Origin of the sequence: Halopseudomonas sp. (assembly GCF_041579695.1) — a bacterium.
Lineage (GTDB): Bacteria > Pseudomonadota > Gammaproteobacteria > Pseudomonadales > Pseudomonadaceae > Halopseudomonas.
This window is the reverse complement of the sequence record NZ_JBFGFI010000034.1, coordinates 16,742-29,478: the sequence shown is the minus strand read 5'-3', so window position 1 is coordinate 29,478 and position 12,737 is coordinate 16,742. Positions and strand designations below refer to the sequence as shown.

Here is a 12,737-nt window from a genome sequence, read left to right as displayed (position 1 = left end):
CAGCGATAACTTCCCGCGCAACATGTTCATCTGGCGCTCCAACCTGCTGGGCAGTTCGGGCAAGGGTCATGAGTACATGCTCAAGTACCTGCTGGGCACGCCCAAGCACGGGGTGATGAACGAGGACCTGGGCAAGCGTGACGGCGTCAAGCCGACCGAAGCTGACTGGGTGGAAGAGGGCGCCATCGGCAAGATCGACCTGGTGACCACCCTGGACTTCCGCATGTCCTCGACCTGCGTGTACTCCGATATCGTGCTGCCGACCGCGACCTGGTACGAAAAGGACGACATGAATACCTCGGACATGCACCCCTTCATTCACCCCCTGTCGGCTGCGATCGATCCGGCCTGGGAATCACGGTCCGACTGGGACATCTACAAGTCGATTGCCAAGAAGTTCTCGGAAATCTCCGAAGGCGAACTGGGTGTCGAGCAGGATCTGGTGAGCATTCCGATGCTGCACGACAGCCCCGGCGAACTGGCCCAGCCGTTTGGTGGCACCGACTGGAAGACCGCGGGCGAAGCACCGGTGCCGGGCAAGAACTGCCCGAACATGGTTGTGGTCGAGCGCGACTACCCGAACACCTTCAAGAAGTTCAGCTCGCTGGGGCCCATGCTCGAGAAGCTGGGCAACGGCGGCAAGGGCATCAGCTGGAACACCGATGATGAGGTCGAATTCCTCGGCCATCTGAACCACGAAGTACTCGAGGAAGGCATCAGCCAGGGTCGCCCGCAGATCAATACCGCGATCGACGCCTGTGAAGTGATTCTTTCGCTGGCGCCGGAAACCAACGGGCACGTGGCGGTGAAAGCCTGGGACGCATTGTCCAAATTCACCGGTCGTGATCACAGCCATTTGGCGGTGGGCAAGCAGCACGAGGCGATCCGTTTCCGTGATATCCAGGCGCAGCCGCGCAAGATCATTTCCAGCCCGACCTGGTCAGGGCTCGAAGACGATCATGTGAGTTACAGCGCCGGTTATACCAACGTCCACGAGCTGATTCCATGGCGCACCATCACCGGCCGCCAGCAGTTCTTCCAGGATCACCCCTGGATGCAGGCCTTCGGCGAGCAGCTGATGAGCTACCGGCCACCGGTCAACACCCGCACTACTGGCTATGTCATGGGCAAGAAGCCCAATGGCAACAACGAGATCGTGCTGAACTGGATCACCCCGCACCAGAAATGGGGCATCCACAGCACCTATTCCGACAACCTGATCATGCTCACCCTGAGCCGCGGTGGCCCGATCATCTGGCTGTCGGAAGTGGATGCCGTCAAGGCCGGGATCGAGGACAACGACTGGGTCGAGTGCTTCAACGCCAACGGCGCCCTGGTTGCCCGTGCGGTGGTCAGCCAGCGTGTGATGGAAGGCATGGTGATGATGTACCACGCGCAGGAACGCATCGTGAACATGCCCGGCAGTGAAATGACCGGCACCCGAGGCGGCCATCACAACTCGGTCACACGGGTAGTGCTCAAACCGACCCACATGATTGGCGGCTACGCGCAGCAGTCCTGGGGTTTCAATTATTACGGCACCGTCGGCTGCAACCGCGACGAGTTCGTTGTGGTGCGCAAGATGGACAAGGTCGACTGGCTGGATGACGTCGAACTGGGTGGTCTTGGCGCGGAAGCGCTGCCACAACCCCTGCCACAGGATATCGAGTGAGGAACCGGCCATGAAAATTCGTTCACAAGTAGGAATGGTACTGAATCTGGACAAGTGCATTGGCTGCCACACCTGTTCGGTCACCTGTAAAAACGTCTGGACCAGTCGCGAAGGGATGGAATATGCCTGGTTCAATAACGTCGAGACCAAGCCCGGCATCGGCTATCCCAAGGAATGGGAGAACCAGACCAAGTGGAAGGGCGGCTGGAAGCGTAATGCCGATGGCTCGATCAACCCGCGCATTGGCGGCAAGTTCCGGGTGCTGGCGAACATCTTCGCCAACCCGGACATGCCGACCATCGATGATTATTACGAGCCCTTCGACTTCGACTATCAGCACCTGCACACCGCGCCCTCGTCCAAGCACCAGCCGACCGCGCGGCCGCGTTCTGCCATCACCGGCAAGCGCATGGAAAAGATCGAGTGGGGCCCCAACTGGGAAGAGATTCTGGGCACCGAGTTTGCCAAGCGGCGCAAGGACCAGAACTTCGACAACATCCAGGCGGACATCTACGGCGAGTACGAAAACACCTTCATGATGTACCTGCCGCGCCTGTGCGAGCACTGCCTGAACCCGACCTGCGCGGCGGCCTGCCCCAGCGGGGCGATCTACAAGCGCGAGGAAGATGGCATTGTACTGATCGACCAGGAAAAGTGCCGCGGCTGGCGCATGTGCATCAGCGGCTGCCCGTACAAGAAGATCTACTTCAACTGGAAAAGCGGCAAGTCGGAAAAATGCATCTTCTGCTACCCGCGCATCGAAGCCGGCATGCCCACCGTGTGCTCGGAAACCTGCGTAGGCCGTATTCGCTACCTGGGCGTGCTGCTGTACGACGCCGACCGCATTCATGAAGTGGCCAGCACGCCCAGCGAACAGGACCTGTACGAAGAGCAACTGGGGCTGTTCCTCGACCCGCACGATCCGGCTGTAGTTGAGCAGGCCCTGGCTGACGGCGTGCCGATGTCGGTCATCGAAGCGGCGAAGGCTTCGCCGGTTTACAAACTGGCGGTCGACTGGCGCCTGGCGCTGCCGCTGCACCCGGAGTATCGCACCCTGCCGATGGTCTGGTATGTGCCGCCGCTATCACCGATCCAGAACGCCGCCGAGGCCGGCAAGATCTCGATGAATGGCATCCTGCCCGACGTCGACAGCCTGCGTATTCCGCTGCGCTACCTGGCCAACCTGCTGACCGCCGGCGACGAAGCACCGGTCAAGCTGGCGCTCAAGCGACTGCTGGCCATGCGTGTGTACAAACGCTCGCAGCAGGTCGACGGCGTCGAGAACCTCCAGGTGCTGGAAGACGTAGGGCTGACCCGCGCGTTGGCCGAGGACATGTACCGCTACCTGGCCATCGCCAACTACGAGGATCGCTTCGTTATACCTACTGCGCACCGCGAGGAAGCGCTGAGCGAAGTGTTCGCCGAGCGCAACGGCTGCGGCTTCAGCTTCGGCAGCGGCTGCTCGGGCAGCTCCGATACCAATATGTTTGGTGGCAAGAAAGCCAACCGTCGCGACGTGATAAAGACTGTCCAGCTCTGGGAGGAGTAAGCATGAAAATTCTCAAGGTGATTTCCCTGCTGATGGATTATCCAGTGCAGGCCGTGCAGGACGCCCGCGCAGAACTCGAGGAGGCTATTGTGGCCTCCCGCGAGATCAGTCCCGAGCAGCGCCAGGATCTGGTCGACCTGCTTACGCGTCTGGCTACTACCGACCTGCTGGACGTGCAGGAGGCCTATACCGAGCTCTTCGAGCGTGGCCGTTATCTTTCGTTGCTGTTGTTCGAGCATGTCCACGGGGAGTCCCGTGACCGTGGTCAGGCCATGGTCGATCTGATGGCCCAGTACGAAGGTGCCGGCTTTGCCATCGGAGTCAAGGAGCTGCCGGACTACATACCTCTGTATCTGGAATTCCTGGCTACCCGCGAGGGTGAAGAAGCGCGTGCCGGGCTGGGCGAAGTCGAGCATCTGCTGGCGCTGCTGGCCAGCCGTCTGGAAGAGCGCGGCTCGGACTATGCAGCCTGTTTCCGCGCGCTGCTGCAGATTGCCGGCACCATTCCCGAACTGGCCATGGCGGCGATTCGCGAGCAGGTACTCGAAGAGATTCCGGACAACAGTCTGGAAGCGCTTGACGCGGAATGGGAGGAGGAACAAGTGACCTTCCTCAATGGCGACAGCGTGGCCGCCTGCGGTACCCGGCCGGCGAACGTCAAGGCGAAGGAAGAGATAGCGGTTCCGGTGCACTGGGTGGATTTCAACGACAAGGCCGTGCCGGCTGGCAGGGCGTAGGAGACTATCATGGCCAATATTAATCTGATGTTATTCGGGGTATATCCCTACATGGCACTGGCAGTGCTGATTGTCGGCAGCTGGGCACGTTTTGACCTGTCCCAGTACACCTGGCGCGCAGGCTCCAGCCAGCTGATGCATGACAAGAACCTGCGTCTGGCGAGCAACCTGTTCCACATCGGCATCATCGCGGTTCTGGCCGGTCACTTCGTCGGCCTGCTGACGCCCTCTGTGGTCTACCATCGCTGGCTCAGTTACGAAAACAAGCAGCTGATGGCCATGCTGATTGGCGGGTTCTTCGGGCTGCTGTGCCTGGTAGGCCTGGTCATGCTGCTGCATCGGCGGCTGACCAACCCGCGGGTAAGGGCGCAGTCCAGCAAGTCGGATATCATGATCCTCTGGTTGCTGCTGGTTCAGCTGCTGCTCGGCCTGTTTACCATCTACGTGTCTACTGCGCACATGGATGGCTCGCAGATGGTGCTGCTGGCCAACTGGGCCCAGGAGATAGTCACCTTCCGGCCGCTGATGGCGGCGGCGAGCATCGAACCAGTCGGACTGGCGTACAAGCTGCACGTATTTCTGGGTATCACCCTGTTCGTGCTGTTCCCGTTCACCCGCCTGGTTCACATCATCAGCGCGCCGGTATGGTACCTGGGCCGGCGCTACCAGATCGTCAGGCTCAAGGCCAGTTCTCCGGCACGGCCGGCACCAGTCCGCCCGGCAAGATCTCCCGTGGTCGCGTCGCCATCGCGGTCAGGAAGTGGCGGCCCGGCAGACGCCGATAACGGTGTTGGTGCAACCCAGAGAGGCATCGCCTCTCCCCGTCCTGCAGCGGCATTCAGGGAGCAGCCATGAACACTGAAAGCATTATTGCCAGCAGTAACCATCAGGAATGGCCCCGGGTAAGCATCAATGGCGTGCCGCTGGATCCGCAGGCAATCGCCCTGGAAATGCAATACCATCCGGCCGAAACCCGTGAGGAGGCGGTGTTTCTCGCCGCCCAGGCACTGGTAATCCGCGAGCTGCTGGAGCAGCGCGCGGCCTACCTGGGAGTGGACGTATTTCCACAGGCAGATGAGACCGACGAAGAAGCGCTTATACGCGGCCTGCTGGAGCTTGAAGTCGCGGTGCCGACGGTAGATGATCAGGCGCTCGAGCAGTTCTACCAGTCCAACCAGGAACGCTTCAGTTCTGCGCCGCTGGTCGCTGCCAGGCATATCCTGTTGGCAGTGGCTCCGGACGACGTCGCCGGGCGCAGCCGCACCCGCGAACAGGCGGTCGCATTGCTTGACCAGCTACGGGACAACCCGAGCCGTTTTGCCGCGCTGGCTGCCCAGTACTCGGACTGCCCGTCAAAAGCACAGGGCGGGGCGCTGGGGCAGCTCAGCTCGGGGCAGACGGTGGCAGAGTTCGAGCGCCAGCTGCTGCGTCTGGACGAAGGGCTCGCCGGCCAGCCGCTGGAGTCGCGCTATGGCTTTCATATCGTGCTGGTCGATCAGCGAATTGATGGCAGACAATTGCCGTTCGAGCTGGTCAGAGACAGTATCCAGGCCGAGCTGGGGGAAAGAGTCTGGCAAAAGGCCGTGGTACATTATATCGAGACGCTGATAGGCGATGCCGGAATCGAAGGTATAGTCATGCGCGGAGCTGCGTCTCCGCTGCTGCAATAGGGGAAAGGTCATGGTTGACACACAACTGATAGACGGACTGGGCCGGCGTATCGATTATCTGCGTATGTCGGTCACCGATCGCTGCGATTTCCGTTGTGTCTACTGCATGGCCGAAGACATGACCTTCCTGCCTCGCCAGCAGGTGCTTACCCTGGAAGAGATCCAGCGGCTGGCGGCGCTCTTTGTCGCGCAGGGGGTCAGGAAAATACGGCTCACCGGCGGTGAGCCGCTGGTCCGGCGCGGCATTGTCGACCTTTGCGCGGGCATCAGTTCCTTGCCGGGCCTTCGTGAGCTGGTAATGACGACCAATGGCTCGCAACTGGTGAAACTGGCCCGTCCGCTGGCAGATGCCGGCGTCAAACGACTCAACATCAGTCTGGACAGTCTCGATCGGGCGAAATTCAGCGCCATCACCCGTACCGGCGAGTTAAGCCAGGTGTTGGACGGCATCGAGGCTGCACGGGATGCCGCTTTCCAGCGTATCAAGCTGAACGTGGTGGTCATGAAGGGTCGTAATGCGGACGAAGTGCCTGCGTTGGTCGACTATGCGCTGGCCCGTGACCTGGATATCACCTTTATCGAGGAAATGCCTCTTGGCAACGTGGGGCGTTCCCGGGGTGAGTCTTTCTTTTCCAGCGATGAGGTGCGCGCGGTTATTGCCCAGCGTTACCAACTGCTCGACAGCACGGAAAATTCAGGTGGTCCGGCGCGTTATGTTCGGGTCGAGGGGCACGCGCACAGCCGTATCGGATTTATCTCCCCCCATTCGCACAATTTCTGCTCGACCTGCAATCGGGTGCGCATGACTGCCGAGGGGCGCCTTCTGTTATGTCTCGGACAGGAAAACTCCATCGATATGCGGGCCTTGGTACGGCGTCATCCAACCACGGACGAACCGCTATTGGCTGCGTTGCGTAAATCCCTGCAGGGCAAACCGGCCCACCATGACTTTTCCGCTGACGGCGAGGTCCAGATCGTCCGCTTCATGAATGCAACGGGTGGCTGAAAGCAGAAGGCCACCGCGGTTGCGGTGGCCTTCGTTCTGCTCAGAGCACCGGACCCCTTACTCCATGGAGCTGTAATACGCGGCCAGGTCAGCAATATCCTGATCGCTCAGGTTCTTTGCCATTGGCGTCATTATCGCCGCATTGCCGCCAGCGCGCTGTCCTTCACGGTAGGCCTTCAGCGAAGACTCCAGGTAGGGCGCATTCTGGTTACGCAGGTTGGGGTAGATCGGCACCAGGGCGATGCCGTCCTTACCGTGACATGCAGCGCAGACCGCTGCTTTTGTTTCACCGGCAGCGGCATCGCCAGCGGCCTGGGCGGCGCCAACCATACCCAGGGTCAGAACGGTCGAAGCAAATAGAATTTTCAACATCATAATTTCCTCATCATTTCTTTTTTGGGTGTCTTCACCATCAGTAATACCACTGATCGTGTATTTGGAAAGGCTAAAGTCTCCGCATTGCACCTCCTTGTATAACCAGACATTACCGCAGGGGTAATTGCAGGAAAAGAGTCATCGCGCAGAGGACAGCTACCAGCCAACCGCTGACCGCCAGACGAAACTGCCAGGGCGCGTTTTTCATGCCCATGAATCGGTCGATCACCCACTGCCCCTTGATCGCGCTCAACAGCAGCACTGCCCACAGCAACCATGGTGGTTGGACCAGCGGGGTGCCGGGTTGGTGCCCGAGCCGCCAGCCGATCAGTGTCAGAGCCAGAAGTCCAAGCCAGGTCAATGTCAACGGATGGGTCATGGGTTACCTCAGGGCAGGACATAGAGCAGTGGAAACAGCATCAACCACACCAGATCCACCATATGCCAGTAGCTGGCTGCCGACTCTGCGGCCATTTGCCGCGTGTCGGACGTGGCATAGGCGCCGCGCCTGAATCGCGCGGCGACTACCAGCAGGACAACCATGCCCAGCACTACGTGCATCAGATGGAAGAAAGTAGTGAAGAAGTAGAAAAAGTAGAAAATGTCGGTCCGCAGCGTATAGCCGGCACTGAACATCTGCTGGTACTCCACGGACTTGACGATCAGATACAGCACGCCGCTTGCCGCGCCTGCCCGGAACCACCACACCACGATGGCTGATTCGCCGCGGCGCATTGCGGCCACACCCAGGGCTACCCAATAGCTGCCGGTGAGCAGGGCCAGGGTATTGATCAGCCCGGCCACCGGATTCAGCGTGGCTACCCCGGCGCTGAACATCTCCGGCCAGCGACCCCGCACATAGGCCATGCTGCCCAGCAGCAGCGCGAACACCGCCAGCTCGGCAAGGATGAAACACCACATGGCCAGATCGCCGGGTAGCTCGCGCGACTGCGCGCCCACAGCCGTGACCGGCAGGCGCTGCATGGCTGTCATGGAGTCCTGCCGGTCAGCATCAGATACAGCCGCGGCAGCAACGCAGGCAGCTCAGCGGCTTCATGCAACACATGGAAGCGTTGCGGACCGAACAGGTGCGGAAGGTAATCGGCCGCCTGCTGATCGATGGTCACGCAGAACGGCTCAAGACCTGCCCTGCGCGCCTCAAGCAGCGCCTGGCGCGTGTCTTCCATACCATAGCGGCCCTCGTACAGGTCCAGATCGTTCGGCTTGCCATCGGTGAGCAGCAGCAGCAATCGCTGCTCGGCAGGTTGTTCCTTGAGCACTTCGGTGGCCTGACGAATCGCAGCGCCCATGCGCGTGTAATAGCCCGGTCGCAGGGCCTGGATGCGGCCATGCACCGGCTCGCCCCAGGGTTCGGCAAAGTTCTTGATCACGCTGAAGCGCACGTGATTACGGCGCCGGGACGAGAAGCCGTACATCGCGAAGGCATCATTGCCGGCGTCCAGCGCTTCACCGAGCAGGTGCATGCTGTCACGCACCACATCAATCACCTGGTGCTCGTTGTCTGCATAGGCTTCGGTTGATAGCGACAGGTCCGCCAGGACCAGGCAGGCGAGATCCCGGTGCTGTGCTGCCTGTTGGCGCCAGAGTGCCGGCTGCGCACTGGCCTCGCCGCGCTGGCGGGCGGTGGCGAAGTCGATACAGGCTTCCAGATCCAGGGCCGACCCGCTGGGCTGCCGCCTGTTCCACGCTTTTTGCGGTCGCAGCACTTCAAAGCGTCGGCGCAATTGCCGGCCCATTGCCTGCAACCGTTCTGGCAGGGCGCACGGCTCTGCATCCCTGGGCAGCATCGGGATGACGCGACAATGGCGAGGGATCAGCTGCTGCTTGCGCCAATCCCATTCGGGCAGCAGCATGCCCTCACTCAGCGGGATATCGTCCTCGGCTGCACTGGGCAGATCCAGATCCAGCTTCAGACGCGAAGCGCCAGCGTCACCGTGGCGTGACAGGGTGAGGTGGTCGAGGTCTTCTGCAACCCTGTCAGCCTCGTCGTCCTCGCTGTCATCCACCGTGCGGTCAACGGGCACGAACTCCGACCAGGAGAACAGGCTTTCCAGCCGAAACACGATCAGGCCGTCCTTGCCGTCGATGTCATCGATGAATTCGGCCCGTTTACGTCCCTTGCCTTCCTTGGGCTTGAGTTCGCCATTGCTCACATCGCTATCGCTGTCCTGACGCGAGACAGCAGCCTGGGGTGTATGCAGCGAGGGGTACAGCCACAACGGCACCGGCAGGCTGTCGCCGTCAGCGGCGGGCAGCGTGATCTGGCTCCCGGGCTCCAGAATGGCGCTACGCAGACAACGCTCGCGGCGCCGCTGCTCTGCGCTCAGCGTGTCGAGGGGTGGGCGCACGGTCACCAGACGCCAGGCCAGGCGCTGATACAGTGGCGCCAGACCGGGGAATCGCTCCAGGGTGGCCAGTACCTGATACTGGTTCCAGTGCAGCCAGTCGCGGTCAGGGGTGCTGGCCTGACTGGCCAACGCGATAAGCCAGAGGTACAGGTCGCGGTTAAGACCCCGGTCAGGGTAGGCCTGGATCACCGGCGGAAGGCGCACGCTGTCCTCGTCGCGCCAGGCCAGTGCATACTGCCGGCCGGTGCCGGCGATCTTTTCCAGCCAGTGGCGGGGCGGTTTCAGGGTGCGCTCGGTGGCGGCCTTGATGGTCAGTCCGGGATCGCCACCCAAGGCACGAAAAACCATGGCCAGACGCGGGCCTTCGTCTTCCAGGCGGACCTGTGCTTCAGGATAACTGGTGCGGGCCAACCGGTTGATCAGGTTATGCCAGCGCATGCCGACGTATTCTTCCATCGTATTTAATCCTTTTCCAGAACGGTAATCAGGGTGCCGGGTTGCTTGTCCATCTTTACCGCCTCGTCGCCGCTGACCCAGTGCAACAGGGCTCCTTTAGGGTTGGCCGCCTGCACCTGCTGACAGGTCTGCACACAGACGCCGCACTGGGTGCAGGTGATCTTGTGCCGCTTCATGCCGCGCGGCGGCAAGCGCATCGGGCAGGCACGGTCGCAGGCATTGCAGTCGCGGCAGTCACGTGCACGCTCGCGCTTGAAGCCGATCACCATGGCGCGGCGGTTCGCTGCCCAGATCAGGCTCTGGAAAATGCCCACGGCGCAGCCGTACTTGCAGAAGAAATGCCGCGCCAGCGCAAACTCGATGCAGAACAGCGCGGTGCCAATCCCGAAGAAGAACCAGTGCCAGGTAGGCAGGTCCAGGCTGAAGAGACCGGTCCATAGCGGCACCGGCGGCACCAGATAGGTCAGCAGGGTCACAGCCCATAACGCCGAGCCCCCCAGTACCACAAGCGACATCACCAGACGCGCCCCGCTGCGGCGCGGGCTGGAAGCCGCCTCCCAGACCGAGCGGCGGCCAAGCCAGCGGGCCATCAGGCCGTCAATCCACTCAACCATGGAAAAATGCGGGCATAACCAGCCGCAGTAAATTCGGCCCCAGCGCCAGATCACCCAGAGCAGCACGCCGAGGGTGAGCAGAATGGGCAAGCCCAAGCGCAGCAGCAGGTGCAGCGTAATTGCCGAGGGACTGAGTTCGCTGGTCTGCGGATTCAGGCCCAGCGTCCAGTCCATCGTCAGGAATACGAAATGACCCCGGTTCAGATCCAGACGAAACAGATCGAGCAGGGGCGCCAACAAAAAGAGAATAAAGAATCCGGCGCGGGTGATGCGGCGAGAGCTGGCCAACATGATCTTCTCCTTACCGGATGAAAGGGGGTGACTTGCGGGGCAGAGCGCCGGCCCTCTGCCGGTGCTCTGCCCGCAAGCCGTTTCAGACAGCTACAGTTGCAACAGGTGCTTCAGGTTCGGCCGGCTTGTCGGCTCGGGCGGCAACCACGAAGCTGGCCAGGTACATGAACACGCCGATGCCAAAACCGACACCCGCGGCCAGACGCAGCCAGTAGATCGTGGTGATCGCGTCCTGCGTGGCCATGAAGTTCAGCGCCCCGGCGTTATCGGGAATACGCTGCAGCCAGATCTGCACCACGCCGGCAGCGGTCAGCAGCAGGGTGATCAGCAGCATGCTGACGCTCATGGTCCAGCAGGAGGCGATCTCCAGGCGCTGCGCCTGCAGGCTGTTGGCTTGCCGGCCATGCAGGATCGGCCAGGCGTAGGAGATGATCGCCAGAACTATCATCACGTAGGCGCCATAGAAGGCCAGGTGGCCGTGCGCGGCAGTCAGCTGGGTGCCGTGGGTGTAGTAGTTGACCGGTGCCAGGGTGTGCATGAAGCCCCACACGCCAGCGCCGAGGAAGGCCATGATGGTGCAACCTACTGCCCAGGTGACCGCTGCCTTGTTGGGATGGTCGCGGCGACGCTGCTTGAGCATGCTGAAGGCAAAGACCATGAGCATGAAGAACGGCAGGGGTTCGATGGCCGAGAAGATGGAACCGATCCAGAGCCAGTACTCAGGTGCGCCGATGAAGAAGAAATGGTGTCCGGTGCCCAGGATGCCGCTGATCAATGCCATGGCGATGATCAGGTACAACCATTTCTCGACCACTTCACGGTCCACACCGGTGGTGCGGATCAGGATGAATGCCAGGATTGCGCCAAGGATCAGCTCCCACACGCCTTCAACCCACAGGTGCACGACCCACCACCAGAAGTACTTGTCCATTACCAGCGAGGCGGGGTTGTAGAAGGCGAACATCCAGAACGCGGCCAGCCCGATAAGCCCGGTGGTCAGGACCATGTTGACTACCGTCTTGCGGCCCTTGAGTACGGTCATGATGACGTTATAGAGGAAGCCGACAAACACCAGCGCCAGGCCGATCTTGGTAATGGTCGGCTGTTCGAGAAATTCCCGGCCCATGGTCGGGAAGTACTTGTTGCCGGTCAGGTCCGCCAGTGTTGCGTAAGGTACGGCCAGATAACCGATGATGGTCAGAGTGCCGGCGGCGGCAAACACCCAGAAGAGTATTCTGGCCAGCAGCGGGCTGTGCAGTTCGCACTGGGTTTCCTCGGGCAGCAGGAAGTAGGTGGCGCCCATGAAGCCGAACAGCAGCCAGACAATCAGCAGATTGGTGTGCACCATGCGGGCCACGTTGAAGGGGATCTCCGGAAACATGAAGTCGCCGATGATGTATTGGGTTCCCAGGATCAGACCGAACACGATCTGCCCGATGAAGAGAATGATGGCGAAGACAAAGTATGGCTTCGCCTCCGACTGACTTGCGTATTTCATGGCAGTAATCCTTGCGTAGTGAGTCCGGTGTCTGCATCAGCCTTCATTGTTCGGCGGCCATTCGTTGGTATCTATACGCGAGGTCCAGATCAGGAACTGGGACAGCGCGCGGGTTTCTTCGGGCGTGAGGTTGAATTGCGGCATCTTGCGCCGGCCTTCTACCGGAAGCGGTTGGGCCGCCATCCAGGCACTGAAATACGCGTGAAAGGCCTCTTCGTTATCGCCACCGCGGCGAGGAAATACATTGCCCAGTTCGGGAGCGAAGTACGCACCCTCACCCAGCAATGAATGGCAGCCAACGCAATTGTTCTTTTCCCAGATCTCCTTGCCATGTTCGACCTCAGCGGTCAGTTGATCCCGATTTTCGCGCTCGGGGATTGCCACCACGGTGTCGAAGGTAAGACCAACAAAAAGCAGCATGAAGAACATGCCACCGCCGTAGTAGATGTTGCGGGCCATGCCCTTGGTAAATCTTTCCGACATGATGTAATCCTCAGTGA

General features: G+C 60.9%; 13 protein-coding genes. 6 read left to right on the top strand and 7 right to left on the bottom strand.

Features of this window, described 5'->3' with window-relative positions; all coding sequences use genetic code 11:
- The 6 genes from ABYA88_RS08970 to moaA form a co-directional block, all read left to right on the top strand.
- Positions 1–1,672: molybdopterin dinucleotide binding domain-containing protein (locus ABYA88_RS08970; protein ID WP_373186775.1), on the top strand; the 1,672-nt coding region annotated here is incomplete at its 5' end.
- Positions 1,673–1,682: 10 nt separating this feature from the next.
- On the top strand, positions 1,683–3,221 hold the full coding sequence (gene narH / locus ABYA88_RS08965) for a nitrate reductase subunit beta (protein WP_373186774.1): 1,539 nt from the start codon (positions 1,683–1,685) through the stop codon (positions 3,219–3,221).
- 2 nt (positions 3,222–3,223) lie between these two features.
- Positions 3,224–3,958: a nitrate reductase molybdenum cofactor assembly chaperone gene (narJ, locus tag ABYA88_RS08960; RefSeq protein ID WP_373186773.1), complete on the top strand. Its 735-nt coding sequence runs from the start codon at positions 3,224–3,226 to the stop codon at positions 3,956–3,958.
- A 9-nt stretch (positions 3,959–3,967) separates the two neighbouring features.
- A complete protein-coding gene (gene narI / locus ABYA88_RS08955; RefSeq protein WP_373186772.1) occupies positions 3,968–4,813 on the top strand; it encodes a respiratory nitrate reductase subunit gamma in 846 nt (281 codons plus the stop codon).
- The gene (locus ABYA88_RS08950) at positions 4,810–5,628 is read left to right on the top strand and encodes a peptidylprolyl isomerase (RefSeq protein WP_373186770.1); all 819 of its coding nucleotides are present in this window, start codon (positions 4,810–4,812) and stop codon (positions 5,626–5,628) included. The genes narI and ABYA88_RS08950 overlap by 4 nt, the downstream gene beginning before the upstream one ends.
- Positions 5,629–5,638: 10 nt before the next feature.
- A complete protein-coding gene (moaA, locus tag ABYA88_RS08945; protein ID WP_373186769.1) occupies positions 5,639–6,634 on the top strand; it encodes a GTP 3',8-cyclase MoaA in 996 nt (331 codons plus the stop codon).
- Positions 6,635–6,691: 57 nt separating this feature from the next.
- Here the strand turns inward: moaA and ABYA88_RS08940 are convergent, their stop codons facing one another.
- From ABYA88_RS08940 to ABYA88_RS08910, 7 genes are all read right to left on the bottom strand, one after another.
- Positions 6,692–7,006: a cytochrome c gene (locus tag ABYA88_RS08940; RefSeq protein WP_373186768.1), complete on the bottom strand. Its 315-nt coding sequence runs from the start codon at positions 7,004–7,006 to the stop codon at positions 6,692–6,694.
- A gap of 112 nt (positions 7,007–7,118) precedes the next feature.
- A complete protein-coding gene (locus ABYA88_RS08935) occupies positions 7,119–7,388 on the bottom strand; it encodes a cytochrome C oxidase subunit IV family protein (RefSeq protein WP_373186767.1) in 270 nt (89 codons plus the stop codon).
- 8 nt (positions 7,389–7,396) lie between these two features.
- Positions 7,397–8,002 carry a cytochrome c oxidase subunit 3 gene (locus tag ABYA88_RS08930; RefSeq protein ID WP_373186766.1) on the bottom strand — a complete coding sequence of 202 codons (606 nt, stop codon included), beginning with the start codon at positions 8,000–8,002 and terminating at the stop codon, positions 7,397–7,399.
- Positions 7,999–9,834 (bottom strand): nitric oxide reductase activation protein NorD, encoded by a 1,836-nt coding sequence (locus tag ABYA88_RS08925; RefSeq protein ID WP_373186764.1) that lies wholly within the window; start codon positions 9,832–9,834, stop codon positions 7,999–8,001. Before ABYA88_RS08925 ends, ABYA88_RS08930 begins: the two co-directional genes overlap by 4 nt.
- Positions 9,835–9,839: 5 nt before the next feature.
- Positions 9,840–10,739 (bottom strand): 4Fe-4S binding protein, encoded by a 900-nt coding sequence (locus ABYA88_RS08920; protein WP_373186762.1) that lies wholly within the window; start codon positions 10,737–10,739, stop codon positions 9,840–9,842.
- Positions 10,740–10,821: 82 nt separating this feature from the next.
- The gene (locus ABYA88_RS08915; RefSeq protein WP_373186761.1) at positions 10,822–12,237 is read right to left on the bottom strand and encodes a cbb3-type cytochrome c oxidase subunit I; all 1,416 of its coding nucleotides are present in this window, start codon (positions 12,235–12,237) and stop codon (positions 10,822–10,824) included.
- A 36-nt stretch (positions 12,238–12,273) separates the two neighbouring features.
- Entirely contained in the window at positions 12,274–12,720 is a 447-nt protein-coding gene (locus ABYA88_RS08910; RefSeq protein WP_373186759.1) for a cytochrome c, read from the bottom strand.
- Positions 12,721–12,737 lie beyond the last annotated feature (17 nt).